Origin of the sequence: Serratia marcescens (assembly GCF_029846115.1) — a bacterium.
Lineage (GTDB): Bacteria > Pseudomonadota > Gammaproteobacteria > Enterobacterales > Enterobacteriaceae > Serratia > Serratia marcescens_L.
The window spans coordinates 4,072,573-4,098,363 of sequence record NZ_JARVZZ010000001.1 but is presented as its reverse complement, the minus strand read 5'-3'; the positions used below and the strand labels follow the sequence as shown (position 1 = coordinate 4,098,363).

The window sequence follows — 25,791 nt, the reverse complement described above, 5'->3', positions numbered from 1 at the left end:
GGGTAGGCTGCGCGTTACTTCACCGCCGCCGGGTCCGGCTTATCGGGGGCGATGCCATACAGCACCATGGCGCGGTTGACCTCGCTGCGGGCGATACGGCCTTCGTCAGCCAGCAGTTTCAACGCGGCGAGCGCGATGAAATGGCGGTTGACCTCGAAGAACTCACGCAGCGCCTCGCGGGTGTCCGATCGGCCAAAGCCGTCGGTGCCCAAGGCGATAAAGGGACGGTCGGGCAAGAACGGCTTGATCTGATCGCCGACGATCTTCATATAGTCCGTCACCACCACCACCGGGCCGGGATGTGCCGCCAGCAGGCTCTGGATATAAGGAACTTTCGGCGGATCTTCCGGATGCAGCAGGTTCCAGCGTTCGGCCGCCATGCCGTTGCGGCGTAGCTCGCTCAGGCTGGTGGCGCTCCAGATATCGCTGGCGACGCCAAAGTCCGCTGCCAGCAGCTCCGCCGCCGCCAGCGCCTCGCGCATGATGGCGCCGCTGGCGACCAGCTGAGCGCGCGGGCCCTCTTGGTTTGCCGTTTCGTTCTGTTTGAGCAAATACGCCCCTTGGATAATCCCGTCCTCAACGCCAGCCGGCATCGGCGGCTGCGGGTAGCCCTCGTTGAGCAAGGTGATGTAGTAGTAAATATCCTCTTGTTCAACGAACATCCTGCGCATGCCGCTCTGGACGATCACCGCGAGTTCATAGGCATAGGTCGGATCGTAGGAGACGCAGCTGGGAATGACGGAAGACAGCACGTGGCTGTGGCCATCGTCATGCTGCAAGCCTTCGCCCATCAGGGTGGTTCTGCCGGAGGTGGCACCGAGCAAGAAACCCTTGGTGCGTGCGTCGGCGGCCGCCCAGGCGAGATCGCCCACCCGTTGCAGCCCGAACATCGAGTAGAAGATATAAAACGGGATCGTCGTGACATCGTGGTTGCTGTAGGCGGTGCCGGCGGCGATCCAGGTCGATATCGCACCGGATTCGTTGATGCCCTCCTGCAAAATCTGGCCGTCTTTGGCCTCTTTATAGTAGCTGAGCTGCCCGGCGTCTTGCGGGGTATACAGCTGGCCGAGCCAGGAATGGATGCCAATCTGGCGGAACAGGCCTTCCATGCCGAACGTGCGCGACTCGTCCGGCACGATGGGCACAATCAGTTTGCCGATGTTGGCGTCTTTGAGCAGCGCGCCGAGGATATTGACGAAAGCCATGGTGGTCGACATGTTGCGTTCGCCGCTGCCCTTCAGGAGGCCGTCGAAGCGCGATAGTTCCGGTATCGCCAGCGGAGCGGATTGGCCGAAGCGGGCAGGGATGTAGCCGCCCAGCGCGGTGCGCGTCGCGGTGATGTACTTCGCCGCCGCGCTGTCGGGCTCGGGCTTCAGGTAAGGGATCTCTGCCAGTTGGGCGTCGGAGATTGTCAGCCCTAAACGGTCGCGGAAGGCCTTCACCGCATCCTGGCTCATTTTTTTCAGCTGGTGGTTGATGTTCTGCCCTTCACCGGCTTCCCCCATGCCAAACCCTTTGACGGTCTTGGCCAGCACCACCGTCGGCCTGCCCGTGGTATGCACCGCCTGATGGTAGGCGGCGTACACCTTTTGCGGATCGTGGCCGCCGCGGTGCAGCGCCCAGATCTCATCGTCGCTCAGGTCGGCGACCAGCTCGAGCAATTCCGGGTACTTGCCGAAGAAATGCTCCCGCACATAGGCGCCGCTTTGCGACTTGAAGGTTTGGTAATCGCCGTCGACGCACTCCATCATGCGCTGCATCAGCAGCCCGGAGCGGTCTTTTTGCAGCAGCTTGTCCCAGCCGCTGCCCCAGATCACCTTGATCACCTGCCAGCCGGCGGCTTTGAAAGTGCCTTCCAGCTCTTGAATGATCTTGCCGTTGCCGCGCACGGGGCCATCCAGCCGCTGCAGGTTGCAGTTCACGACGAAGATCAGGTTATCGAGTTTTTCTCGCCCGCCCAGCGCAATCGCCGCCAGCGATTCCGGCTGATCCATCTCGCCGTCGCCGAGAAAGGCCCACACCTTTCTCCCCTGGTGCGGTTTCAGTTCGCGGTATTCCAGATAGCGCATGTAGCGCGCCTGGTAGGCGGCGGTCAGCGGCCCCAGCCCCATTGACACGGTGGGATATTGCCAGAAATCCGGCATCAGCCGCGGGTGCGGGTAGGAGGAGAGGCCGCGGCGTGTGGATTCGCGGCGAAAGTTGTCGAGCAACTCCTCGTCGATGCGGCCTTCGAGATAGGCGCGGCCATAAATGCCGGGGGCGGAATGGCCCTGGATATACACCATGTCGCCGGCGAAATCATCGGTGCGCCCGCGGAAGAAATGCGTGAACCCCACATCGTAAAGCACTGCGGCCGACTGGTAGGTGGCGATATGTCCGCCGACGTTGGAGTGTTTGCCGGCGCGCAGCACCATCGCCATGGCGTTCCAGCGAATAAACGCATTGATGCGTGCTTCAGCGGCCAGATCGCCGGGATACGTCGGTTGCTTATAGGCCGGGATCGTATTCACGTAGGGCGTGGTGACCAGGCTGAAGAAATCACCGTGCTTGCGCTGATCGGCTTCGGCCATTCTTGCCAACAAAAAATGCGCGCGTTCACGGCCGTCGATGTCAGCGACACCTTCAAATGCCTCAAGCCATTCAGCCGTCTCTTGTGGGTCAAGATCTGCTTTTACCGCGGGTTGGTTCATAAAAGCTCCAAATGTACTTACCTGATAAGGCGCTGAGCGATACAGGAATTCAGTGAATTGCAAGTGCAAGAATTGCAAATGCAACAATGGCGAAAGCCACTCTATCCCTTTACAATTGCAATTGCAACTCACCGGTTTTGACGAGAAAAATGACATGAAAGATAAACAACCCGACCTGTGGTTCTCCTTTGTGCGCGCGCATCGGGCGATTATCAGAAAGATAGAGACGAAGTTGTCGGAAGCGGGGCTGCCGGTTTACGCCTGGTATGACGTGTTATGGGGATTGGAAAGCGGGGAAAACGGCACGCGCCGCATGCATGAGCTGGCGGACGTGTTGGTGATTGAGCGTTACAACCTGACCCGCCTGATGGATCGCCTGGAAAAAGAGCGGCTGGTTACGCGCTTTCGCTCCGACGACGATCGCCGGGCCTCCTTCGCCACCATCACCGAGGAAGGCAAGGCCCTGCGGAAAAAGATGTGGGAGATCTACCGCACGGTGGTCAAAACCCACTTTCTCAACCAGTTCAGCGAAGAAGAGATCGCACGCTTCTCCGACGCGTTGGACAACGCGATGCAGCTGGCCAGAGAGTGATCAGGCATCGGGTGTGGTGATGTGCAGAACGCGTAGCGCATCGGCGATCAGCGCCGAAGGGATTTTCTGCTCGTCGGCCAGCAGTTTGAGGGCGCAGAGCGCAATCCATTCCGCCTGCGGGTAGTGGATTTCGCCGCGCACCCGTGAATCTGAGCCCACCGCGGCAAAGCGCGCGGGAATGAATCGCCTGAGCTGGTTGGCAATCAGGTGCGAATAGTCAGTGACGGCAACGACGGGGACATTCCCGGCACCCAGGCACGCTTTCAGATGGCATTCGCCGCCGCTGTCCTGGCGCTGCATGTCGGCGAGTTCGGCGTCCTGCGCCAACCGCGTGTAGCTGGGGCAGCTCCAGATTTCAGATGCAATCCCCCAGTTTTTCAACATCTCGGCCGCCTGCTGAACGCGGGCGAGCGCTCGGCCGGCACCGCACAAGCGAATCTGCAACGGCGAGTCTGCCGCGGCGGCGACGCGATACATTCCCTTGAACGCCTGTTCTGCGACAAACGGTTCCCCTGAAGAGAGGGTGCCATTGTCTGCGTTGGTCGCGAGATACACCATCTTCCTCGCTCCCTCCAGATAGAGCGCGCGCAGGGCATGGTGGAGTATCGCGCCGGTTTCCCGGGCATTGGCCGGATCGAAGGGCAACCAGCCCGGCATGGCCGTGAGCTGAAGCGGGAACCAGGCCTGCACGCCTTTCGGCAAATCGGCACTGCCGGTATCCGCATCGCTGATGAAAATCCCCTTGCGATTGGTTTCCGGCTCAAGCCCGCGGAGCATGTCCACCGAGGGCGTGTTGACGACGTAAAACAGCGGTTTTTCATAGCGTCCGGATTGATGGCCAAACCAGAGCGGCCAGGCCGTGGCGTAATGGGAACTCGGCGGCTCAGCGCGCCTTCTGCCGTCGATAAGCCAGATGTCGCCGCTGGCGTTAAGTTCGCCCAGGGCTTGCGCCGTCCAGGCGGTGGAAGAGGGACACGCGGCGCCGGTTTGCTGATAGGCGGTGGCCATCCTGCGGATACAGGCCTCGGCCAGCGTTAGGGTACCGGCTGCTGCTGCGGGCATTGTTATAGGTTGAGGCGACATGCACAGCTCTCTCTTTGAATTGCAAATGCAACGATTGTAATTGCAATTCAATGCGTGTGCCAACGGCTTTCTTTGGGGAAATCGCATCGTAAGTGTGAGGCGGCGAAGTATGAGGGGGGCATCCCCCTCGCGCCTTTCACACCACCGGCGCCACCGTTAGCAGCAGGTTGGCGAAGCGGCGCTGTTCGCCGGAGGCGATCACCAGCAGCGTCCGATCTGATTTGACCGCGGCGTAGAACGCCTCGCGCGGCAGGTGTTCGACCGGGCACTGCGCCGGCAGCAGCTGCCGATATTCGGCTTCGATGGTGTTGGTGAAGTCCGGCGGGCAAGCCATCAGCGTGGCGCTTTCCACGTTGATGCAGGCCAGCAGCTTTTCCAGGATCGGCGGGGCGGCGAGCGTGCCGGGCGCCAGGTTCAGATAGACCACGGTGGCGTCTTTCGGCGCGTGGGTCACGCAGGCGTAGTTGCCGTCGGCGATCAGCACCTGGGTTTTATGCCCGCATTGCGCCAGCGCGGCGAGCAGCGGCGGGTGGGTGATGGCGGATTTAATCATAAGGCGATACCTGAATAGGGGGCGGCAGCCGTGCCGCCCGCAGCTGAATTACATGCGGTAGATGCCGCCGTTGATGTCGAGGGTGGCGCCGGAGATGAAGCCGTCGTACTCCGCCGCCAGGAAGGCGATGGCGCGTGCCACGTCGTCCGGCGTGCCTGCGCGGCCCAGCGGGATGGCGCGAACGGTTTCCTCCGCCGATGCTTGGGTGGTGTGGCGATTATGGAAACGGGTGCCGAGGATCAGACCGGGCGCCACCGCATTCACCCGGATGCCGTGCTCGCCCAGCTCCGCCGCCAGCGAGCGCGTCCAGGTGAGCACCGCACCCTTGGTGGCGGAATAGACCAGCGAGCCGGAATGCCCGCCGGCGCGGCCGGCCTGCGAGGCCAGGTTGACGATGCTGGCGCCGTTTGCCGCCTTCAGGAACGGCAGCGCGCTTTGGGTCACGTTCAGCATGGTGGTCATGTTCACGTCGATCACGGTTTGCCAAAAGGCGCGGTCGATCTCGCCCAGCCATTTGCGCCCGACGATGCCGCCGACGTTATTGACCAGAATGTCGATGCCGCCGAGAAACTCGGCGCCGGCCGAAACGCAGCGCAGCGTTTCGTCGGTATCGATGAGATCGGCGTAGCCGTAAGCGGCCTTTTGCCCCAATGAATGGGCCAGCGCCACCAGCGCTTTGGGGCCGCTTTCGTCGCTGTGATAGTGAAAATAGATGTCGCAACCGGCCTTGATCAGCCGCTCCGCAGTCGCGCGGCCGATGCCCTGTTCCGCCCCGGTGATAAAGACCTTTTTGCCCGCAAGATCGCCCATGATTGACTCCTTATTGGTTCGTTAAGCATTGATGACGCCTTCGCGCTGTTTCGCGCAGTAGAAAATGCAGATCAACCCGGTGGCCAGCAGGCACGAGGCCAGGAAAAACAGCCCCGGCGCGCTGTTGCCGGTCAGATCGTTCAATACGCCCACCGCATAAGGCGCGACGAAGCCGCCGATATTGCCGATGCAGCTGACCACCGCCAGCCCGGCGGCCGCGGCCGCGCCGGTGGAAATGTTGGCGGGCATGGATAAAAACGGCGGTACGGCGGTGTAGATGCCGATGGCGGCGATGCACAGGAACGACAGCGCGACGAGCGGATCGTATTTAAAAAACGTTACCGCCCCCATCAGGCCGATAGCGGCGACCACCATGCTGAGGCCGGCGAACAGGCCAAGCTTTTTGGTTTTGCTGGCCCACAGGCTCCACGGGTACACCAGCAGCGCGGCCAGGCCGTAGGGAATGAGTGCCAGCAGGCTGACGCGGAAGATATCGCTGCCGGAGAGGGCGGTAATGATCGACGGCAGCCAGGTGCCAAAGCCATAAATGCCGCACACCATGCCGAAGTTGAGCAGCGCGTAGAGCAGGTATTTCTTGTTTTTAATCCCTTTCAGGAAGTCGCCCAGCGTGATTTTAGAGCCGGATTTGGAGCGGCCGGCGTTGCTCATCAGCCAGGCCTTTTCCTCCACGTTCAGATAGCCGACGTCCTTGGGCGAGTTCTTGATCAGGAACGGGATCAGCAGGCCGATGACGATCGGCGGCAGCCCTTCGAGGATAAACAGCAGCTGCCAGGGGGCGAACCCGAACCAGTCATGCTGAATATTGAGAATAAAGCCGGAAATCGGCGAGCCGACGGCGTTGGACAGCGGCTGGACGATGATGAACATGCCGAGAATTTTGGTGCGGTATTTTTCCGGGAAAAATACCGTGAAGTAATACACCACCGAGGGAAAGAACCCGGCTTCGCACACGCCCAGCATAAAACGGCATATATACAGCTCCAGCGGCGTGCGTACAAAACCGAGCAGGGTCGCGAAGATGCCCCAGGAAATTAATATTCTGGCGAACCAGATGCGCGGGCCGAATTTAATGGTGCCGGCATTGCTGGGTATTTCAAACAGAAAATAGCCGATAAAGAAAATCCCGGAGGCGAAGCCGAAGGCCGAGGCGGTCAGGCCCAGGTTATCCTCCAACGCCTTGGCGGCGTAGGCCATGTTATTGCGATCGAGAAAGGCCAGGAAATACAATAAAATCATGAGGGGGACAATATGCAGCGTCAATTTCCTGATAGCGCTGCGTTCAATATCCTGCGGCTTGCTTATTTTCATTTTGATATTTCCAATGTGGTTAATCGGAATAATAGAGGCCCGGCCCATAACCCTGAGCTGAACGTTAAATAACGGCACGACACTGATTCATTGAGGCGCGGGCATCCCTTAAGCGCGACGGCCTGTTCCTTTGTTTTTGGCTGACACCGATCCGGACGATGCCGCTGCGCATCGCCTGGGTAAGACGCTGTTATTTCAGTTAGCCGGCGGCTTTAACCGAACGCCGGCTGATGACCGTCGGCGGGAAGAGAAACTCACCGGGCGGTGGTGAATCACTGTTGATGCGGCCGATCAGGCGCTCGACCATCAGCTGCGCCATCTCCGCCAGCGGCGGCCTGACGGACGTCAGCCCCGGTTCGGCCAGGCCGGCCAGCGCGATATTGTCGATGCCGATCACCGAGATGTCTGCGGGTACCTGGACGCCGGCGGCGCGCACCCCCACCATCAGCCCGATGCCCAGCGCATCGTTAATCGCCACGATACCGTCCGGGCGCGGCGTCAGCGCGAGTACGCGCGGCGCCAGCGTCAGCCCCAATTCGAACATTTCCGTGTCGCCGTAGGCGCTGTTGGCCTTGCCTTCGATCACCCGTTGGCGTTCGCTCAGGCTGTGCCCCAGCGCACTCAGAAAACCGTCGATCTTGTGGCTGCGCCCGACGGTCAGCGTCGCTTCGGTGGCGAACACAATGTGTCGGCAGCCGCGTTCGAGCAGGTGCTGCGCGGCCAGGCGCCCGGCGGCGACATTGTCCATCGAGACGCTGTCGAACAGCGGGGTATCGATGGCCGCCCGCTCGGGAAACGGATTGTCATAGCTGACGATCTTCATGCCCCGTTCGGCGGCCCGGACAAAATGGGTCTGGCGAACGTCGCTTGCCGCCACGATGATGCCGCGCACGCCATGCAGGAACATATCGTCGATAAACGCGGCCTCTTCCTGTTCCTGGCGGTAGGCGTTGCCGAGCAAGACGCGGTAGCAGTGGGCCCGCGCCGCGCCGTCGACCGCATGCGCCAGCGCCGAAAAGCTCGGGTTGACGATCGACGGCAGCAGCAGGCCGATGATCTTGGCCTGCGGTGCGGGCACCGCCGCCGCCCGGGCCGGCCGATACCCCAGGGTCGCCATCGCTTGTTCGATGCGTTCACGGGTCTGCGCGCTCATCTGGTGGCTGCGGTTGTTCAGCAGGTTCGACACGCTGCTGATGGAGACGCCGGCCAACCGTGCGACATCACGAATATTTGCCATTTGCCGATACCTTGCTGCCTGCCGTTAGCCTGCAATCTATAAGGGAAGCCGGCCGCAGGCAAGCCGTAACCGGGGCGCCGCACGCATGGGATTGCGCATTTGTGAGAGTCGTCAGGCGGCGGCCGGATTGTTTACTAAACAGTAAGGCGGGGCAGGAGGTTAGGCCAAGATCGGGCAAGCGTCCGGCGGTGTCTCGGCGGCCTGCTGGCGGAATTTTCCCGGCGTCAGGCCGAAGTGGCGGGTGAAGGCTTTATGCAGCGCCACTTCCGACGAATAGCCGGCCTGTTCGGCGATACGGCTCAGCGGCAACGCCTGGCGCGCCAGCAGCCGGGCCGCCAGCTGCATGCGGATGGCGGTAAGGGCCTGCAGCGGCGTTTGCTGCGTGACCTGACGAAAGACGCGGGCGAAGTTGGCGCGCGACATATGGGCCCGTTCGCTCAGTTCCACCAGCGTCCAGGGGTGTTGCGGGCGGCGCAGCATCTGTTCAACCACGTTGCCCAACTGCGGATGCAGCAACGCGGCGACCAGATTGCCGCTCTGGTTCGGCTGGGCCAGCCAGGCGCGGATCGCCAGCGCGAACAGCAGCGCCATGGTCTGGCTGACAATGGCGTTGTGCCCCTGGCCCTGTTGGCTGAACTCATCGCTCAGCAGCTGGCCGGTCGCCTGCAATAGCGCCAGCCGCCCCTGCTGGCGGCTGTTGAACAGCAAACATTCCGGCAGGCTCGCCAGCAGTGGCGATGCGCTGTGCGGCAAGATTTGCACGCCGCACAGCAGGTGCGTAGCGCTGTCGGCCCCCTCCGGCAGCAGGCGGTGGGCGGAGTTGTGCGGCAAGAACAGCAGGCTGCCTTGCTCCAGCGGTACCGGGCAGCCGCCGGGGATCTCCAGCCGACAGCTGCCTGCCAGCACCATGTGCCAGCGGATCTGGCTCCACTCCCCGGCGGCATGCGGCGAGCGCCACTCGCCGCTGAAATGGCAATCGCGCGCCACGTAACCGCGCATGTCGTTAAGCATCAACAGTTGGCTGAGCGGATCCATTTTGAGACTCCTGGCTAAGAAGCTGATTGTTTCGGCAATGGGCCGGCGTAATGCGAAGCACTAAGATCGGTTCGATAGTGCAGCGATGCGGAGGGCGTCGCTGCGATGCATGAGTTATCAATGACATGGAGCCGGTAATGAAAATACTATTCTTTCTGAGCAAGGGCGACAAGCTGGGATTAACGCTGATTCGCCTCAGCATCGCCATCGTCTTCTTATGGATTGGCCTGCTCAAATTCATCCCTTACGAAGCGGACAGCATCACGCCGTTCGTCGCCAACAGCCCGCTGATGTCGTTTTTCTATGACATGCCGCAGGACTATCAGGCGCATCTGACGCACGAAGGCGAACTGAACCTCGCCGCGCGCGCCTGGCAGCAGGCCAACAATACCTATGGCTTCTCCAACGGCCTGGGCGTGGTGGAGGTGGCGATCGCGCTGCTGGTGCTGGCCAACCCGTTCTCCAAATGGCTGGGGCTGTTGGGCGGCATGCTCTCCTTTTGCACGCCGCTGGTGACGCTGACCTTTTTAATCACCACCCCGGAGGCCTGGGTGCCGGCGCTGGGCGATGCGCATCACGGCTTCCCTTATCTCTCCGGCGCCGGGCGCCTGGTGCTGAAGGACACGCTGATGCTGGCGGGCGCGGTGATGATCATGGCGGATTCGGCGCGCAGCTTGCTCGAGAAACAGTGGCGGGGGAAGGCCGCATGAGCGTCATGAACCGAGCTGTGGCCGGTAGCCTGATGATGCTGGCCTGTTCTGCAGTGGCGGAGGGGACGCCGGGGCAAGAAACCCGAACGGTAGAGAGCGCCTACGCTTATCAGGAAACGCGTCAGCGCATTATCAGCACGGCCGAGCAGAAGGGCGTGACGCTGTTTGCCGAGTTCGATCACGCCAGGGCGGCGCGTGAGCATCATCTGGCGATGCCGCCCACCACGGTGCTGGTGCTGGGCAACCCGCTGGCGGGCACGCCGCTGATGCTGGCGCGGCCGGCGTTGGCGCTGGATCTGCCGTTCAGGGTGCTGATTGCGCAAGACGAACGGGGCAAAACGCAGGTCAGCTACCACCCGGCGGAAAGTCTGAAGCGGAGCGCCGGGGCCGACGAACGACAGATCGCGGCGCTGAGGCCGCTGGAGCGGTTAGTTGAGGCCGCAATACGCTGATTGACCGGCGATGAACATCACGAGACGAGGCGACACAATGTACGATTATCAAGCGATTATCATCGGTTTTGGCAAGGCCGGCAAAACGCTGGCGGCCTTTCTGGCCGGGCAGGGATGGCGCGTGGCGATGGTGGAGGCGTCGGCGCAGATGTATGGCGGCACCTGCATCAACATCGGCTGCATCCCGACCAAAACGCTGGTGCACGATGCCGAGCTTCACGGGCCGGGCGAACAGGCGTTCAGCCAGGCGATGGCGCGCAAGCGGCAGGTGACCGGCCTGCTGCGGGAGAAAAACTACCAAAACCTGGCGGGGCTTGAACAGGTCACGGTGATCGACGGACGGGCGGAGTTTATCGATCCGCACCGCATCAGCGTGCAGGGCGCCGCGGGAACGCAGGTGCTGAGCGGCGAGCGCATCTTCATCAACACCGGGGCCGTCAGCCGCCGGCCGGCGATCGACGGGTTGGATCGTTCGCAGCGGAGTTACGACAGCACCGGCCTGCTGCAGTTGACGCAGCGGCCCGCGCGGTTGGGCATTATCGGCGGCGGTTATATCGGGCTGGAGTTCGCTTCGATGTTCGCGCAGTTCGGCAGCGCCGTGACGGTATTCGAAGAGGCGGGCGCGTTGCTCGGCCGGGAAGACCGCGATATGGCGCAGGCGATACAGCAAATCCTGAGCGACGCCGGGGTGAGCTTCACGTTTAACGCCGGCGTGAAGCAGGTGCGCGATGTGGAAGGGGGCGTTGAGGTGGTGCATCAGGGCGGCATGCAGTCGTTCGATGCGCTGCTGGTGGCGGCCGGGCGCGCGCCGAACACCGCCGGCTTGCAGCTGGCGCGCGCCGGTGTTGAGACGGATGAGCGCGGCGCCGTGCGGGTGGACGCGCAGCTGCGCAGCAGCGTGCCGCATATCTGGGCGCTGGGGGACGTCAACGGCGGGCCGCAGTTTACCTATATCTCGCTGGACGATTTCCGCATTGTGCGCGACAGCCTGTTCGGCGCGGGTAAACGCAGCACGACCGATCGCGGCGCGGTGCCTTACTCGGTGTTCATCACCCCGAGCTTCTCGCGCATCGGTCTCAGCGAAGATCAGGCCCGGCAGCAGGGGCGCAATATTAAGGTTGCCACGCTGCCGGCGGCGGCGATCCCGCGCGCCCGCGTGCTGGGCGACACGCGCGGCCTGCTGAAGGCGGTGGTCGATGCGCAGACCGGCCAGATCCTCGGCGTGGCGCTGCTGTGCCGCGATGCCCACGAGATGATCAACATCGTCAAAACGGCGATGGACGCCGGGCTGCCCTATACCCGGCTGCGCGATCAGCTGTTCACTCACCCGACCATGAGCGAGTCGCTCAACGACCTGTTTGGGTTGATAGGGTAAAGCGGGGCGAGAGGGGCGGCGCAGATGAGTGAGATCTGCGAAGCACCTCTCGTTTATCGCCCTTCGGGGCGGCGGGTTCTGTACTATTGTTTTCTCTTTGCGGCACGTTCCAGGCCGATGGGGCGCTGGGCGCAACGGAGATCACAGATGAACAAACGGGAATTAGAAAGCGCGATTGTCACCGATTTTTCCAAACGCATGAGCTACGGCGACTACCTGTGCCTGGACTCGTTGCTGGACTGCCAGCACCCGCTCTCCAATCCGCCGCATCATGACGAAATGCTGTTCGTGATACAGCACCAAACCTCCGAACTGTGGATGAAGCTGATGCTGCACGAGCTGCAAGCGGCGGTGCGGCTGGTGCAGCAGGACAAACTCAGCCACTGCTTCAAAATCCTTGCGCGCGTCAAACAGATCCAGCGGCTGCTGTTCGAACAGTGGGCGGTGCTGGAAACGCTGACGCCGTCGGAGTACGTCGAGTTTCGCGACGTGCTGGGTAGCTCGTCGGGCTTCCAGTCGCACCAATACCGCTCGATCGAGTTCCTGCTCGGCAACAAGAATGCGGCGATGCTGGCGGTGTTCAGCAGCGATGCGGAAAAACACGCGGCGCTGAAGGCGATCCTCGAAGCGCCGAGCCTGTACGACGAATACTTGCTGTACCTGGCGCGCCACGTCCTGCCGATCCCGCAGGAGTGCCTCGAGCGCGACTGGACGCAGCCCTACCAGCGCAACCCGGATCTGCTGCCGGCGTTCAAAGTGATCTACGACAACCCGCAAACCTACTGGGAAGCCTATGAAATGGCGGAGAAGCTGGTGGATATCGAAGAGAGCTTCCACCTGTGGCGCTTCCGCCATATGAAAACGGTGGAGCGGATCATCGGCTTCAAGTCGGGCACCGGCGGTTCCAGCGGCGTCAGCTTCCTGAAAAAGGCGTTGGATCTGACCTTTTTCCCCGAGCTGCTGGACGTGCGCACCGAAATCGGCGCCTGAAATAACGAGAGAGGATAAGGGCGATGAGCGTGAGGATTATCGATAAAGCAGCGGAGAAGGTGGCGGGAGTGAGAGTCGTGGGGCCGTATCCGCAGACGATCCCGCAGGGCTCGCAGCAACTGCTGGCATGGCGGCAGCGCCACGGCGTGCCGTTCGGCAAATGGCTGGTGCTGTATTGGGACGATCCGGCGGAAGTGGCGCCGGAAAAGCTGCGCGCCGACGTGGTGATGAGCGTCGCGGACGATTTCGCGCTGCCGGTGGGCAGCGAGGGCGTTACCGTGCAGACGCTGCCCGCCGGGCAGTATGCGGTCTACCACGTGCGCATCAGCGATGGCGACTTCGAGCGGGTGTGGGGCGAGTTCTACCAGAAGCTGCTGCCGGCCAGCGGCTACCAGCCGGTTGAGGGGGTGAGCTACGAACACTATCTCAACGACTGCGAAGCCGACGGCTATTTCGACCTCGATATTTACCAGACGGTGAAGAAGTGGTGAGACGGCGCGGTAGCGTATCAAAAGGCTCTTTGGGAGCCTTTTGATAGGGTATTTAAAGATTCATTTAAAAGAGGAACAGTCATAAGATAATTATTCCATGTCTATATCATAGAATGTATATTTAAGGTTTTTTATAAAATCTATTATTTGCAGTAAGCGAACGTCTATCTTTTGATATGCCAAACAATCCTTCTCTAACTGGTTTATTATGGATAAACATCTTTCATCTTGCTCGTCCATGGCATCATAAAAATCTTGGTTGCACAAATCTAGCATTCTTAAGAATAACGAATCGGAAATTGTCTCATCTGATGGTGGTGTTCCCCCGGGGATATGATGGGTCGCACTGAGCAATAAAAAACCATGATACGAAAAATCACAGCCCAACAAGAAATAAAGACCCTCTTTGATTGGTGCCTTATAAACGATGGCCGATGTATCCGATGCGACAATTAAAATGTTCTCTTTGGATTGGAAAACTGTTTCGTCTTGAATAGTGACGTGAGATACGAAGCTATCGATACATTCTGATAATTTTATTTCTCGTAATGAGTCAACATCAAGGGCATGACGCTCGCTTGATGCTTTAAAAAAAGAAGGAACGCTCAACAACAAAAAAGAAAGCTCGTTTGTTTTCTTGTTGATTAAAAACCAGTCAAGGGAGTCCATTTCACTAAAATTACTGCTTCCAAAGAAATTACTGATATCATTTTCTAACTCATAGATATCACTGTACTGGCTTTTCATTGATATATTAAAGTTGGCGATATCCCAGGAAATATTCATCATCTGTTACCTCAGAGTGTTATAAAGATTTCAGTGGGATCGCCTCTAAGAGAGCGCTAGTGAAAAATGAAACCCAGCAACTTTATCTTATATCTTGCTGGTTGTGACTCACCCGTCGCCGTGATTATTGTTATTCTGTTTTTGTGCATTTCCGACTCTACTTTCTGAATGTAGATATCCAGATTTTCATTTTTATATGAAGGTATTGGGTCATATGGGTACTCTATGACTTTTATCCCGCTTATTTTTTCTGCGATCGCCTTCCTGATGTTTTCATCTATATCCCATATGGGTATCGCAGAGCTGTTATCATAAAGTACTTTTTCGTTAGAGTTAGGGATGGATACTTCTTTTTTAAATAAACGAAACTGCTCTTCGTTACCATCAAATAGTTGCTTATCTTTCTTCACGCTAAAGTATTTTTCGCTCATAATTCCTCAAATTGGCCGGATTCGGCCTTCTGCAAGAAGTTGACTGATGGATTTGGACAGTTCAAATTGTGTTCCTCCACCAGCTTGGTTAAACCACGGTATAGCAGGCCCCATATCTGCTTGGATTGGTTTAACCACCTCGTATACTCGATACGGTTTTTCCAGAGTATCTAACGGTAATGCCCGGCTGCCAAAAGAGGCTCCAGCAGGAGAGACAAAGGTACCTCGGTCGTTGAATACGCCATTATTTGTCCAGCCACCGTATCTATCAATTTTTGCTCCAGGCATAAGAGTAGTAGGAGTTGCTTGTACAAAACCTCTATTGGGAGGCCATGAGCCATGCCCCATGAATTTTTCTAAGGCCGCCCAATCTTGTTTTTTCCACAGATTATAAGCTTTAGATGCCTGGCTTCTGGATGCAAAAACACCTTTCGACTTCGATTGAAAATTATTCCAGGAATTGCCGCAACTCAACCCCAACGGATCCACCCAACCCAGCGGATTCGGCGCGTATTGGTACAGGTTGATCCCGCCGGCCAAACCTATCGGATCGTGCTGGGTAAATCTGCCGATATCCGGATCGTAATAGCGGAACAAATTGTAGTGCAATCCCGTTTCCCGATCCAGGTATTGACCATGCAGGCGCAGGTTTTGGGAGTAATCCAGATCTTGCTGATTTCCCTCATACTTTATGCGGCCCCAGGCGCTGCTGTGGCTCTGCCAGCGCAGCGTTCCGTCGCTGTCGGTCAGGCTTTCCGGTTCGCCGTTCGGCGCCGTGTGGAAGTAAAATACCTGGGCCGGCGCGTGGCCGTCGATGCGCGCCAAAGGTTCATAGCTGCCCTGATCGGCATAGACATAGGTGAGGGGCATGCCGTCGCGAGTTTCCTGCAGCAGCCGGAAACCTTCCCACAAAAACGTGGTGGTTTGGCATTTGCCGGCCGGTTGGCGCAGATCCTGACTTTGCTGCCACACCCGCTTTTGCGTGCGCCGCCCGAGCGGATCATAGTGGAAATGCACATGCTGCTGGGCTTCGCTGCGATGCTGGCTGTAGCGCACCACCTCGCAGAGGCGATGATCGGCGTCGTAGAGATATTGCCAACGGTAGTGGCCTTTGCGTTTTTCCACCGTGCGGCCAAAGACATCGTACCGGTAATCAATTCCCTGATAATGCAGTACGCGGTTGTGCCGCTGGCGGAATTGCCCCTCATCCAGCAGGTTGGATGCCGGATCGTACCGGTAGCGCTCGGTATCCGGCAGCGTGCCGTCCCGGCTCAGCAATCGACCGGTGGCATCGTACTGATAACGCTGGTAGGAGAACGGGTTGGCGTTGTGTTCTTCGCGCGTCAGGTTGTTTTGATAGTCGTAAGACCACTGGCGCGAGCTGCTGGCCGGCGCCGGGCGCTGGCGGTTGTCATTGAAGATCTCCCGCCGGTCTTTGCGCCCCAGCCGATCATAATGCACTCGGCTGGTCAGGCGACCCTGCGTACGGCTCAGTTCGCGGTGCAGATTGTCGCGCTCGAACTCGCTGAGGGTGATATCGTCCAGCGCCAGCTGCAGCAGGTGGCCGCTGCCGTAGTACAGTGCGCGCAGCGTGCGTCCGTCGGGCAAGGTGGTTTGCGTGCGGTTACCCATCGGATCGTAATCATAGCGTAGCGTACCGTTGGCACCTTGCTCACGGGTCACCCGCCCCAGCAAGTCATAATCAAAACTGACCTCGTTCTGAGCCGCTGTCGGCTCGTCATGCCAAGCGTTGCCGCGGTAGCTGGCGGCATGCAGCAGTTGGCCGAGCGGACTGTAGCGGTAGCGGGTTTCTCCATCGGGCGTCTGTTTGCTCACCAGTTGGCCGGCGCCGTCATGGCTGAAATAGTGCGAGAAGGCGGCGGAGGTATTGGCGGCGAAGCGGCGCTCGACGACCCGGCGGCATTCGTCGTAACGATAGCGGGTGCTGACGCCGTCCAACCCGATTTCTTCCTGCAACAGGTTGCAGGCCGTCCAATGGAACAGGTAGCTTTCCGCATTCTCGTTGCACAGCGCCGTTAATCGGCCGCGGGCGTCGTAGTGGCGCACCACTTCGCCATCGAGCGGATTGCGCGTGGCCAGCAGGCGGCCGGCTGCGTCATAGCGATAATGTGTCAAGCGCCCATCGGCCCCCTGATAGCGATCCAGCTGGCCCTGCGCGTTCCAGCTCAGCGTCTCCTGCCAGCCCTCGGCGCGCTGCAGCTGTGTCAGGCGGCCGGCGGCATCGTAGCGGTAATGAACGCGTTCGCCGGAGGCGTCGGTCACCTCGCGGAGCCAGCCTTGAGCCGTATATTTGTAGAGGGTTTGTTTGCCGGAGCAATCGCGGGCGCGCAATAATTGCCCGTGCTCATCATAAGCGAAATGGCTGATGCCGCCGTTGGCGTCGACGGCTTGCACCACCTGACCATAGCCATCGCGCAGGTAGCGCTGGCTATGGCCGAGCGCACCGATCTCGGCAATCAAGGCATGGCGCTCGTCGTAGTAGAAATGCTGCGTGGCGCCGTTGGGCTCCTTGACGCTGATCGGCAGCGCGCGCTGTGGTAGCCAACCGGTGAGGCGGATATGGCCGAGCGGATCTTCTTCCTCGACCAGATTGCCGACTTCATCGTAGCGGAAATGCCAGCCGTGGCCGAGCGGATCGCGCGTGGCGATCAGCATGTCCTCGTCATTCCATTGGTAATGCCAGACCTCACCACGCTCGTCGGTATATTCGACGATCAGCCGTTGGGCGTTCCAGCGGTGCTGGTGCCGCAAGCCGTCGTACTCGGTGACCGTCGTTAACCCGGCGGCCAAATCGTAGTCGATTGTACAGCCGCCGCCGGCGCTGTCGCGGTGTTCCACCACGCGCCAGTCGTCGAACATCGCCCATCGATACTCGAAGCTGGGCCCACCGGCCTGTTGGTGGCGGGTCAACAGATGTTGGGCGTTATAGTGAAATTCACGCGTGACCAAGCCGCCGGCGTCGATCACCTGATGCAGATTGCCGCCGTCGTCATAACGGTAGCGCACGCGTGGTTCGTCGTTATGCCGCAAGGCGGTGACGCGATCGTCAAAGCGCGGATCGCCGTATTCCAGCCGCAATGTCATGGCGCCGGCGCTGTCGACGATGCGGCTCAGGCGCTGTCGTTCGTCGTAGTTCAGCAGCAGCGCGTTATCGTACTCATCGCTCAACGACACCAGCCGCAGGCGGGAAGGGTTCTGCGGCAGCGGCACGAACAGCCGCCAGACGCTGCCGTCGGTGTCGGCGATCAGCAGCTGTCCCTCTTCACCGCGGCGGAACATCAGCCCTTCACCGGCGCTGAAGCTCGGCTGGTTCACCTCAGGCAGCGGGAAGCGTAGCTCACGACCGGTTTCATCATGCAGGCAACACTCAACGCCGCCGTCCCGGTCGCCAAGATCGACCCAGGTTTCAAAAGGCGTGCGCCAGCCGTGGCCAAACAGTCCCTGATAGTCATTGCGGCTGTTGTAATTGCGCTGCCAGACCAGCGGAAAGCGTGCCGGCAGCAACAGGTCCAGATCTTCTTCGCCGTTCAACACCTTGGCGCCGGTGGCGGCATGCACCGGGTTAAAGGCGGCGTGGATCGCTTCACCGAGGGCGTTAACGCCCGCCGCCGCCAGCCCGCCGCCGATCATGCAAGGCAGGTTCTTAACCAGTTTGGCCGGATTACCGAGCAGCAGCGGCAGTACGGTCAACGCTAAACCGATACCCGGCAGCTTGCCGCTCTTGATGTCGCGTACCACCACCGCTCCGCCGCCGATCTGCACATTTTTGGAGGCGTCGGTCGAGACTTTCGCCTCGCAGGTTGAACGGTCATTACTGCGTACGGCCGGTTGGCCGTTGATAAATACTTTACTGGAGCCTTCCGCCAGGTATTGCGGAAGCGGATGTTTGTCACAGCTGATTTTATCTTCTTCCAGCGGTTGGCTGGGCTGGCTGGGGCCGGCGACGCTGGGCTGCCACAGCTGCGAGAGGATATTACCGCCGGTGGCCAGCAGCTCGGCGCCATAATCCCAGAAGCTTTGTGGCGGCTGTGGCGCCGGTAACGCTTTGATCTCTGCGGGCGTGAGTAAGCGACCGGCGGCGCGTGCCGCCGGTTTGGCGTTGGTGAAGACATTGGGGGAACCCGTGAGAATGACGCCGGAGACGGAAGGCGGGAAGAGCCAGTTGGCCACGGCGTCGCAGCCGTTGCTGATATGTTCCCCGACGCCGGTCAGGCTGGTGGCAAAACCGACGATCAGCCCGGCGCCAACGCAACCGGAGGCCGCCGTCGCCGCTGCGCCGAGCACCGCCACCCCTGCCAATGCCGGCGCTGCGGCTGCCGCGGCGGCGGACACGGCGGCGGTCGCCACCGCATACACCGCGACTTCGGCGACGGCGCTGGCGATGTCCGCCAACGCGCTGGTGTGGATCAGTTCGTCATCCTTTCTTGCTGCCCAGATCTCAGCCATGGCTATTGTTCACTGTGTTCAAGACCAGCGACGCTTTCACCTGCTGCCAGTGAGCGTCATCCTCGGGGGTGAAGGGGCGCATGGCGGCATAGGTGACGATCAGTAACGTCTGGCTCTCGTCCGGCTGCACCGCCAACTGATGCTGATGATGGTGGTGTCCGGCGCGGATAAAGAGACTGGTGACTTCAATCGCCTTGAGATGGCCCTGCGGCCCGGCGCTGATGCGCCGGCGCGGCGACTGTTGCAAATCGCTGATCTGTGGCAGCAGAGCTTGCCACTGCTTCTCGAATTCGTCCTCCAGCGTGGCACCTTGCGGAATGATGCCGCGGGTGATGACCAGCGAGGCGCCGGTTTGCGGGTTTTTGAGAATATTGACCGTGCAGTCCTGCCAGGCGATGGCGGGGAGGGTGAAATAGCCTTCCTGGAAAAGGTAATCCATGGATGTCCTTGCAAGTAATCAGGGGGAAAGGGCGCGGCGCAGGGCCGCGTCGGCATCAGGATTTCGGGAACAGCTGATCGACGGCGCTCTGGATCGCCGCCTGATGGCCGCCGCCCGGTGCGGCGGTGCGTGCGGCGCCGCCGGGCTGGTTGAGATCCAGCTGGCCGCCGGTATTGATCTCTCCGTCCTCTTTCACCGTGATATTGAAGCTGGTGCCGGTGATGTTGATTTGGCCGTTCGCCAGCAGCTCGATCACGCTTTCGCCGCACTCCAGCCGCAGCGATTCGCCGGAGCCGAGGGTAAAGGCGTTGACCACGGCGTCGCTGCGCGTTTTGCCGGTCAGCGCGGAGGCATCGCCTTTGACGCCGGTGGCCTGATTGAGCACCACCCGTTTGATCTGGTTGCCGCCCACCAGATGGGTGTGGTCGTTATCGATGGTGTGGCTCTCATCGTTTTTGACCTGGGTGTCCATGTTGCGTTCCGCCTGGATCCACACCTGTTCGGCGCCGGCCTTGTCTTCGAAGCGCAGGGCGTTGGCGTTGTCGGCGGTGCCGTCCTTGGTGCGGCTCATAAAGCCCATTTGGGTGGCGGCGGCCGGCAGCGCCCACGGCGGCATGCTGGCTTCGTTATAGACGCGCCCGGTGACGATCGGCCGATCCGGATCGCCGTTGATAAAGTCCACCACCACTTCGTCGTTGACACGCGGGATCTGCACGCCGCCGTAGCCCTGGCCGGCCCAGGCGCTGGAGACGCGCACCCAGCAGGAGCTGCCGTCGTCCTTCGGCCCGAAGCGGTCCCAGTGGAATTTCACCTTGATGCGGCCGTATTTGTCGGTCCAAATTGATTCGCCGGCCGGGCCGACCACCCGGGCGGTCTGCGGCCCGTGGGTTTTCGGCCAGGTGGCCTGCTGCGGCGGGTGCCAGGGCACGTTCGCCGGCAGCACGATGAAGTCGATACGGTGTTCGCTGCTTTGATCGTCGCCGCTGGCATAGCGGTTCTCTTTTAAATGGTAGTTGGCCTGCAGCGTCAGGTACTCGCGGTTGTCGTCGGCGTGCGGGGCGTTATACAGCGTAAAGGTGCTGCCGGGAGCGATGCCCAACGCGGTGGCGGTGCCCCGGATCTGCTGATGCTCGGCCTGCCAGGCCTCCTGGCGCACGCGGGCGTAAAACTCCCCCTGTTGATGTTCGGTGTAGCGGCCCGGCCAGTCGTAGACGTCGATCTGCCCCGGCGTCGGCGAGACCGGGTTTTGCCGCGCCTGGAACAGCCAGGCGTTCGGCTTGCGGAAATCGTAGTCGTCCAGGCTGTAGATGCCCGGTGTGACGCGATCGGACAACGTCCACTGGCTGATGCCTTCCTCGCTGGTGCTGCCGCCGGACGGCGTCAGGTGATAGGGGATCATCTCGTAGCCGGGATAGGGCTGGTGGTGGTGGGGCGCATCCCCGAGCACCAGCGTGTGTTTGCCCATCTCGTGTTTGAAATAGTAATAGATGCCCTCCAGCTCCATCAGGCGGCTGATGAAGTTGAAGCTGCTTTCGTTGTACTGCACGCAGTAGCCCCACAGGCGATAGTCGCCGGTCAGCTGATCTTCCAGCTGCACGTTGTGCTCCGCCAGCAGGGTCTTGACGATCTGCGGTACCGTCTGTTCCTGGAAGATGCGGAAGTTGCGGTCCTTGGTCATCGGCCACAGATCCGGCTGCACGTGCAGGTTATACAGCGCGTAGCGGGTGCCGCCGATCTCTTCGCTGCTGACGGCGATGGCGGTGATCTTGCCGTTCAGGTAGCGCGGGGCGCTGAGAAAGCCCTGGGTCGGGATCTCCAGCGTCAGCGGTTGGCCGAGCAGCGCTTTGCGATCGAGCCGCGCGTCGGTGCTCAGCAATTCAATAGAGAAGTTGAAAGGGGTGGAAAGCGCTTCGATGCCGTCCAGTGAGCGGAACAGCAGCTGCTCCTGGCCCAGCGGCGTGTGCGCAATAATGCGATCCAACATGAGGACGTCCTCTGTGATTGACGTCTTGCCCTGCATACCCCGGCGTTGCAGCGGCCTTGCCGCGCGGCCAATGAGGGTGGGCAGTGGTGCGTCAGTCTCATGAAATAGGGGAAACCCCGCCGCGACGGGGCTTCAGAACGGAATTAACCGGCGCTGGCCGGATTGACCAGCCAGGTGCCGGCGGTGTCGATGCTGAGTTGCTGCTGGCGACGCCGATCGTTGTGACGGATCTCCAACTGATAACGGCCCGGCGCCAGATTCAGGCTGGCGAAGCCGTTTTCGCCCGGCGTCACCTGCTGCGGCTTGCCGTCGAGGCTGACCTGTTCGCCCGGCTGCAGTTTGAAATACACCAGCGCCACTGGCTGCGGTGGCGGCGCCGCCTTTTCAGGTTCCACCGGCGCAGATGGCGCGGTTTGCGGCGCGCTCGGCTGCTCCGTCAGGGTTTTCTGCGCCGGTGACGCCTCGGTGTTTTGCGCTACGGCCTGGGCATCGTCCTTGCCGCCGCTCAGCCAGGCGACGGTGCCAATCACCAGCAGCGCTGCGACGCCGGCACCGGCCATCATCGGCCGCGAGAATTGGGTGCTGCGCGCGGTAACGGCGCCGGCGGCTGCGGCGGCGGCAGCCGGGTTGGCGGCCACCAGCAGGTTCTCCGGCGCGGCGGCCGGGGTGCTGATGATTTCGTTCTCATCGGCGATCGGCAGATGCAACAGCTCGGCCATTTCATCGATGGTCTGCGGCCGGTCTTCCGGCTTCAGCGCCAGCGCGCGGTCGACGGTGCGCAGCAGCTCCGGCGAGTAGCCGGCGGGGCGGCGCTCGGCCAGCGGTTGATAGCTGTCTTCGATGCTGCGCACCACGCTGACCGGCGGCGGCGAACCGACGATCAGCGTATGCAGCACGGCGCCCAGCGCGTAGATATCGGTCCAGGGCCCCTGTTCGCCGTCGCTGTTCTCGGTGTACTGCTCGATCGGCGCGAAGCCTGGCTTCAGCATGATCTCCGTTTCGTCCGACAGGTTGCCGATCTCTTTGCGCGCCGATCCAAAGTCCAGCAGCACCGGCAGCTGGCTCTCCTGGATCTGGATGTTATCCAGCGAGATGTCGCGGTGCAGGTAGCCTTCCTGATGGATGGTGTTGATGGCGCTGAACAGCGGCGGCAGCAGCCGCCGGATCCACGCTTCGTCGATTTTCTCCGGCTGCTGCGCCTGCAGGTTCTTCAGCGTGGTGCCGCTGTAGAACTGGGTGCCCATGTAGGCGGTGCCGTTCTCTTCCCAGAAGCGCAGCACGTGCAGCAGGCCGGGGTGCGAGAAGCGGGCCAGCAGGCGCGCCTCCTGAATAAAGCTGTTCAGCCCGGCCTGGAAGGTTTTGCCGAAGCGCTCGCCGCGCAGCCCGATGCTGAGATCGTCGTTGCGTTTCGCCAGCGAGGTCGGCATGTACTCCTTGATGGCGATGGTGCGTTCCAGTTGATGATCGTAGGCGCGGTAGACGATGCCGAAGCCGCCTTCGCCGATCGCTTCCTGGATCTCGAATTCGTTGAATCGATAGCCGCTTGGCAGGCTGTTCGAATTCGGTTTGGTTATCCCGGTTCCCGACATAGTGATGACTCTCTGTGTTCAAAAGGCCGCCGTCTCGGCGGCCGTGGCGTTATGCCTGAAATTGACAAATGAATTCGTGGTTCTGCAGCGCGATATGCAGCTGGCGATAGCGCTGGTCGTTGGCGCTGCCGGTCAGCAGGGTGTGGCTGATCTGCGGCAGCAGGGTGTTGGTCAGGATGGCGTCGACCATGCGGCCGCCGGACTCTACCTCGGTGCAGCGGCTGACGATCTGCTCGATGACCGCGTCGTCGAAGGTGCAGACGATGTCGTGATTCTCCGCCAGGCGACGCTGGATGCGCCCCAGCTGCAGGCGCACGATGTTGCCCAGCGTGGCGTCGGTCAGCGGGTAATACGGCACCACCAGCAGGCGGCCGAGCAGCGCCGCCGGGAATACCGACAACAGCGGCTGGCGCAGCGCGCCGCTCAGCGCCTCCGGCTCCGGCAGCAGCTCCGGATCGCTGCACAGCCCGGCGATCAGATCGGTGCCGACGTTGGAGGTCAGGATGATGATGGTGTTGCGGAAATCGATATGGCGACCTTCGCCGTCCTCCATCCAGCCCTTGTCGAACACCTGGAAGAAGATTTCATGCACGTCCGGGTGCGCCTTCTCGATTTCGTCCAACAGCACCACGCTGTAAGGACGGCGGCGCACCGCCTCGGTCAGCACGCCGCCTTCGCCGTAGCCGACATAGCCGGGAGGCGCGCCTTTCAGCGTCGAAACGGTGTGCGACTCCTGGAATTCGCTCATGTTGATGGTGATGACGTTCTGCTCGCCGCCGTACAGGGTTTCCGCCAGTGCCAGCGCGGTTTCGGTCTTGCCGACGCCGGATGGCCCAGCCAGCAGGAACACCCCGACCGGCTTGTTCGGATCGTCCAGGCGCGCCCGCGAAGTGCGCACCCGGCGGGCGATCAGATCCAGCGCATGGCGTTGGCCGATCACGCGCTGGTTCAGGGTGTCGGAGAGTTGCAGCACCGCCTCAATCTCGTTTTTCACCATGCGCCCCAGCGGGATGCCGGTCCAGTCGGCCACTACCGCCGCCACGATATTGGCGTCGACGGCGGCGAAGATCAGCGGCGCTTCACCTTGCAGCGCGCTTAACTGCTGCTGCAGTTCGCCCAACTGGGCGCGCAGCGCGTCGGCGTCAGGGCGCGCCTGCGTCTCTTCTTCAGTAGACTCTTCTTCCTGCCGGTGCAGCTGGGCGCGCAGTGTGATGATCTCTTGGATCAGCGCCAGCTCCTGCTGCCAGCGGTCGGTCAACTGTTCCAACTCCTGGCGCAGCGCGGTCAGCTGGGCTTCAATCTCCTGCGGGCGCAGGGGATCGCCGATGCCCACCTTGGCCTCGCGACGTGCGATATCCCACTCTATCTGCAGCGCATCGATGCGGTGGCGGCAGTCTTCGACCTGGGCAGGCTCGGCGTGTTGGCTGACCGCCACGCGCGCGCAAGCGGTATCCAGCAGCGCCACCGCTTTGTCCGGCAACTGGCGGGCAGGAATATAGCGATGCGACAGCCGCACCGCGGCGTCTACCGCTTCATCCAGCAGCAGCACGCGGTGGTGTTGTTCCAGCGGGCTGACGGTGCTGCGCAGCATCAGCAGCGCTTTGTCTTCGCTCGGCTCGTGTACCTGCACCACCTGGAAACGGCGGGTGAGCGCCGGATCCTTCTCGATGTATTTCTTGTATTCCGACCAGGTGGTGGCGCCGAGGGTGCGCAGCTGGCCGCGCGCCAGCGCCGGTTTCAGCAGGTTGGCGGCGTCGCCGGTGCCCTGGGCGCCGCCGGCGCCGATCAGGGTGTGAATTTCGTCGATAAACAGGATGAGCGGCGTCGGGCTGGACTGCACTTCGTCGATCACCGCCTGCAACCGTTTTTCAAACTCGCCTTTGACGCCGGCGCCGGCCTGCAGCATGCCGATGTCCAGCAGGCACAGCTTCACGTCGCGCAGCTGCGGCGGCACGTCGCCGGCCACGATGCGCAGCGCCAGGCCTTCCACCACCGCGGTTTTCCCGACGCCGGCCTCGCCGGTCAGCAGCGGGTTGTTCTGGCGGCGGCGCATCAGGATATCGATGATTTGCCGGATCTCTTCATCGCGGCCGGCCACTGGATCGATCTCGCCGTTGCGCGCTCTGGCGGTCAGGTCCTGGGCATACTGCGCCAGCACGCTTTCACCGCTGCGCGGCGCGCCGGATACGTTCTCGGCGTTGCTTTCCGCCAGCGCATCCTGGGCGTTTTCCGCCGAGTGAGCGGTGATGGCGGCGAACTGCTCCATCAACAGATCGGCGTTGATGCGCTCGAACTGCGGGGAAATGGCCTTCAGCAGATGGCGCAGGCTGTAGGTTTTCAGGATGCCGAGCAGCAGGTGGCCGCCGCGGATGCGCGCCGCGCCGAATTTCAATGAGCCATAGACCCAGGCGCGTTCTACCGCGCTGTCGATGTGCTCGGACAGATCGGAGATGGCGCTGGCGCCGCGCGGCAGGCGATCGAGCGCCTCGACGATGTCGCGCGCCAACTGCGCCTCGTCCAGCGCGAAGTGGCGGACGATCTGTTGCAGATCGCCGTCCGGCGATTGCATCAGCTGATGTAGCCAGTGCGCCAGTTCGACGTAGGGGTTACCGCGCAGCTTGCAAAACGCCGTCGCACTTTCCAGAGAGGTGAATAACAGGCTATCCAGTTTGCCAAATAATACCGAGCGGCTGATTTCAGACATGGTTTTCCTCAGGTCTCAGAGTGGCCTGGCGCCGCAGGGCGCCG

General features: G+C 61.2%; 20 protein-coding genes. 6 read left to right on the top strand and 14 right to left on the bottom strand.

Going from position 1 to position 25,791, the window contains the following annotated elements:
- Positions 1 to 14 precede the first annotated feature (14 nt).
- Positions 15 to 2,690 (bottom strand): pyruvate dehydrogenase (acetyl-transferring), homodimeric type, encoded by a 2,676-nt coding sequence (gene aceE, locus QDT79_RS19520; RefSeq protein WP_308316938.1) that lies wholly within the window; start codon positions 2,688 to 2,690, stop codon positions 15 to 17.
- 154 nt (positions 2,691 to 2,844) lie between these two features.
- Here aceE and QDT79_RS19515 point away from each other — a divergent pair, with 154 nt between their 5' ends.
- Positions 2,845 to 3,282 carry a MarR family winged helix-turn-helix transcriptional regulator gene (locus tag QDT79_RS19515; protein ID WP_063990368.1) on the top strand — a complete coding sequence of 146 codons (438 nt, stop codon included), beginning with the start codon at positions 2,845 to 2,847 and terminating at the stop codon, positions 3,280 to 3,282.
- On the opposite strand, the gene QDT79_RS19510 is transcribed toward QDT79_RS19515, so the two are convergent.
- The 6 genes from QDT79_RS19510 to QDT79_RS19485 form a co-directional block, all read right to left on the bottom strand.
- Entirely contained in the window at positions 3,283 to 4,365 is a 1,083-nt protein-coding gene (locus tag QDT79_RS19510) for a transketolase-like TK C-terminal-containing protein (RefSeq protein WP_130017247.1), read from the bottom strand. It lies immediately after the preceding gene.
- Positions 4,366 to 4,501: 136 nt separating this feature from the next.
- Positions 4,502 to 4,918 (bottom strand): RbsD/FucU domain-containing protein, encoded by a 417-nt coding sequence (locus tag QDT79_RS19505; protein WP_063990307.1) that lies wholly within the window; start codon positions 4,916 to 4,918, stop codon positions 4,502 to 4,504.
- A 48-nt stretch (positions 4,919 to 4,966) separates the two neighbouring features.
- Positions 4,967 to 5,728, bottom strand: a complete 762-nt coding sequence (locus QDT79_RS19500) for an SDR family NAD(P)-dependent oxidoreductase (protein WP_063990306.1) — start codon at positions 5,726 to 5,728, stop codon at positions 4,967 to 4,969.
- 21 nt (positions 5,729 to 5,749) lie between these two features.
- The gene (locus QDT79_RS19495) at positions 5,750 to 6,985 is read right to left on the bottom strand and encodes an MFS transporter (protein ID WP_172837476.1); all 1,236 of its coding nucleotides are present in this window, start codon (positions 6,983 to 6,985) and stop codon (positions 5,750 to 5,752) included.
- A 271-nt stretch (positions 6,986 to 7,256) separates the two neighbouring features.
- Positions 7,257 to 8,294 carry a LacI family DNA-binding transcriptional regulator gene (locus QDT79_RS19490; protein ID WP_107226409.1) on the bottom strand — a complete coding sequence of 346 codons (1,038 nt, stop codon included), beginning with the start codon at positions 8,292 to 8,294 and terminating at the stop codon, positions 7,257 to 7,259.
- A gap of 159 nt (positions 8,295 to 8,453) precedes the next feature.
- On the bottom strand, positions 8,454 to 9,329 hold the full coding sequence (locus tag QDT79_RS19485; protein ID WP_308316936.1) for a cupin domain-containing protein: 876 nt from the start codon (positions 9,327 to 9,329) through the stop codon (positions 8,454 to 8,456).
- A 137-nt stretch (positions 9,330 to 9,466) separates the two neighbouring features.
- Between QDT79_RS19485 and rclC the strand changes: the two genes are divergently transcribed.
- The 5 genes from rclC (at position 9,467) to sbmC (ending at position 13,347) form a co-directional block, all read left to right on the top strand.
- A complete protein-coding gene (gene rclC, locus QDT79_RS19480) occupies positions 9,467 to 10,039 on the top strand; it encodes a reactive chlorine resistance membrane protein RclC (protein WP_107226407.1) in 573 nt (190 codons plus the stop codon).
- Positions 10,040 to 10,074: 35 nt separating this feature from the next.
- Positions 10,075 to 10,491 carry a DUF302 domain-containing protein gene (locus QDT79_RS19475; RefSeq protein ID WP_253719010.1) on the top strand — a complete coding sequence of 139 codons (417 nt, stop codon included), beginning with the start codon at positions 10,075 to 10,077 and terminating at the stop codon, positions 10,489 to 10,491.
- A gap of 37 nt (positions 10,492 to 10,528) precedes the next feature.
- A complete protein-coding gene (gene rclA, locus QDT79_RS19470; RefSeq protein WP_308316934.1) occupies positions 10,529 to 11,866 on the top strand; it encodes a reactive chlorine resistance oxidoreductase RclA in 1,338 nt (445 codons plus the stop codon).
- A gap of 147 nt (positions 11,867 to 12,013) precedes the next feature.
- The gene (gene kynA / locus QDT79_RS19465; protein WP_308316933.1) at positions 12,014 to 12,856 is read left to right on the top strand and encodes a tryptophan 2,3-dioxygenase; all 843 of its coding nucleotides are present in this window, start codon (positions 12,014 to 12,016) and stop codon (positions 12,854 to 12,856) included.
- 23 nt (positions 12,857 to 12,879) lie between these two features.
- Complete coding sequence (gene sbmC / locus QDT79_RS19460) at positions 12,880 to 13,347, top strand: DNA gyrase inhibitor SbmC (RefSeq protein WP_308316932.1); 468 nt, start codon at positions 12,880 to 12,882, stop codon at positions 13,345 to 13,347.
- A 90-nt stretch (positions 13,348 to 13,437) separates the two neighbouring features.
- Here sbmC and QDT79_RS19455 read toward each other — a convergent pair whose 3' ends face one another.
- The 7 genes from QDT79_RS19455 to tssH all read right to left on the bottom strand — a co-directional run bounded on the left by QDT79_RS19455 (position 13,438) and on the right by tssH (position 25,747).
- Positions 13,438 to 14,136 (bottom strand): hypothetical protein, encoded by a 699-nt coding sequence (locus QDT79_RS19455; RefSeq protein WP_107226403.1) that lies wholly within the window; start codon positions 14,134 to 14,136, stop codon positions 13,438 to 13,440.
- A 53-nt stretch (positions 14,137 to 14,189) separates the two neighbouring features.
- The gene (locus QDT79_RS19450) at positions 14,190 to 14,564 is read right to left on the bottom strand and encodes a hypothetical protein (protein WP_107226402.1); all 375 of its coding nucleotides are present in this window, start codon (positions 14,562 to 14,564) and stop codon (positions 14,190 to 14,192) included.
- Positions 14,565 to 14,570: 6 nt separating this feature from the next.
- Positions 14,571 to 19,031, bottom strand: a complete 4,461-nt coding sequence (locus QDT79_RS19445) for a glycohydrolase toxin TNT-related protein (protein WP_308316930.1) — start codon at positions 19,029 to 19,031, stop codon at positions 14,571 to 14,573.
- Entirely contained in the window at positions 19,024 to 19,470 is a 447-nt protein-coding gene (locus QDT79_RS19440; RefSeq protein WP_107226401.1) for a DcrB-related protein, read from the bottom strand. The genes QDT79_RS19445 and QDT79_RS19440 overlap by 8 nt, the downstream gene beginning before the upstream one ends.
- A 55-nt stretch (positions 19,471 to 19,525) precedes the next feature.
- A complete protein-coding gene (locus QDT79_RS19435; protein WP_308316929.1) occupies positions 19,526 to 21,454 on the bottom strand; it encodes a type VI secretion system Vgr family protein in 1,929 nt (642 codons plus the stop codon).
- A 143-nt stretch (positions 21,455 to 21,597) separates the two neighbouring features.
- The gene (locus QDT79_RS19430; protein WP_308316928.1) at positions 21,598 to 23,043 is read right to left on the bottom strand and encodes a serine/threonine protein kinase; all 1,446 of its coding nucleotides are present in this window, start codon (positions 23,041 to 23,043) and stop codon (positions 21,598 to 21,600) included.
- A 49-nt stretch (positions 23,044 to 23,092) separates the two neighbouring features.
- A complete protein-coding gene (tssH, locus tag QDT79_RS19425) occupies positions 23,093 to 25,747 on the bottom strand; it encodes a type VI secretion system ATPase TssH (protein WP_308316927.1) in 2,655 nt (884 codons plus the stop codon).
- Positions 25,748 to 25,791 lie beyond the last annotated feature (44 nt).

Excerpts from the sequence above, each read along its gene's own strand:
- QDT79_RS19505 (WP_063990307.1), bottom strand. The coding sequence starts at position 4,918 with ATGATTAAATCCGCCATCACCCACCCGCCGCTGCTCGCCGCGCTGGCG.
- QDT79_RS19490 (WP_107226409.1), bottom strand. The coding sequence starts at position 8,294 with ATGGCAAATATTCGTGATGTCGCACGGTTGGCCGGCGTCTCCATCAGC.
- QDT79_RS19455 (WP_107226403.1), bottom strand. The coding sequence starts at position 14,136 with ATGATGAATATTTCCTGGGATATCGCCAACTTTAATATATCAATGAAA.
- QDT79_RS19430 (WP_308316928.1), bottom strand. The coding sequence starts at position 23,043 with ATGTCGGGAACCGGGATAACCAAACCGAATTCGAACAGCCTGCCAAGC.
- QDT79_RS19440 (WP_107226401.1), bottom strand. The coding sequence starts at position 19,470 with ATGGATTACCTTTTCCAGGAAGGCTATTTCACCCTCCCCGCCATCGCC.
- kynA (WP_308316933.1), top strand. The coding sequence starts at position 12,014 with ATGAACAAACGGGAATTAGAAAGCGCGATTGTCACCGATTTTTCCAAA.
- QDT79_RS19475 (WP_253719010.1), top strand. The coding sequence starts at position 10,075 with ATGCTGGCCTGTTCTGCAGTGGCGGAGGGGACGCCGGGGCAAGAAACC.
- rclC (WP_107226407.1), top strand. The coding sequence starts at position 9,467 with ATGAAAATACTATTCTTTCTGAGCAAGGGCGACAAGCTGGGATTAACG.
- tssH (WP_308316927.1), bottom strand. The coding sequence starts at position 25,747 with ATGTCTGAAATCAGCCGCTCGGTATTATTTGGCAAACTGGATAGCCTG.
- QDT79_RS19495 (WP_172837476.1), bottom strand. The coding sequence starts at position 6,985 with ATGATTTTATTGTATTTCCTGGCCTTTCTCGATCGCAATAACATGGCC.
- QDT79_RS19500 (WP_063990306.1), bottom strand. The coding sequence starts at position 5,728 with ATGGGCGATCTTGCGGGCAAAAAGGTCTTTATCACCGGGGCGGAACAG.
- QDT79_RS19515 (WP_063990368.1), top strand. The coding sequence starts at position 2,845 with ATGAAAGATAAACAACCCGACCTGTGGTTCTCCTTTGTGCGCGCGCAT.
- QDT79_RS19450 (WP_107226402.1), bottom strand. The coding sequence starts at position 14,564 with ATGAGCGAAAAATACTTTAGCGTGAAGAAAGATAAGCAACTATTTGAT.
- aceE (WP_308316938.1), bottom strand. The coding sequence starts at position 2,690 with ATGAACCAACCCGCGGTAAAAGCAGATCTTGACCCACAAGAGACGGCT.
- sbmC (WP_308316932.1), top strand. The coding sequence starts at position 12,880 with ATGAGCGTGAGGATTATCGATAAAGCAGCGGAGAAGGTGGCGGGAGTG.
- QDT79_RS19445 (WP_308316930.1), bottom strand. The coding sequence starts at position 19,031 with ATGGCTGAGATCTGGGCAGCAAGAAAGGATGACGAACTGATCCACACC.
- QDT79_RS19485 (WP_308316936.1), bottom strand. The coding sequence starts at position 9,329 with ATGGATCCGCTCAGCCAACTGTTGATGCTTAACGACATGCGCGGTTAC.
- rclA (WP_308316934.1), top strand. The coding sequence starts at position 10,529 with ATGTACGATTATCAAGCGATTATCATCGGTTTTGGCAAGGCCGGCAAA.
- QDT79_RS19435 (WP_308316929.1), bottom strand. The coding sequence starts at position 21,454 with ATGTTGGATCGCATTATTGCGCACACGCCGCTGGGCCAGGAGCAGCTG.
- QDT79_RS19510 (WP_130017247.1), bottom strand. The coding sequence starts at position 4,365 with ATGTCGCCTCAACCTATAACAATGCCCGCAGCAGCAGCCGGTACCCTA.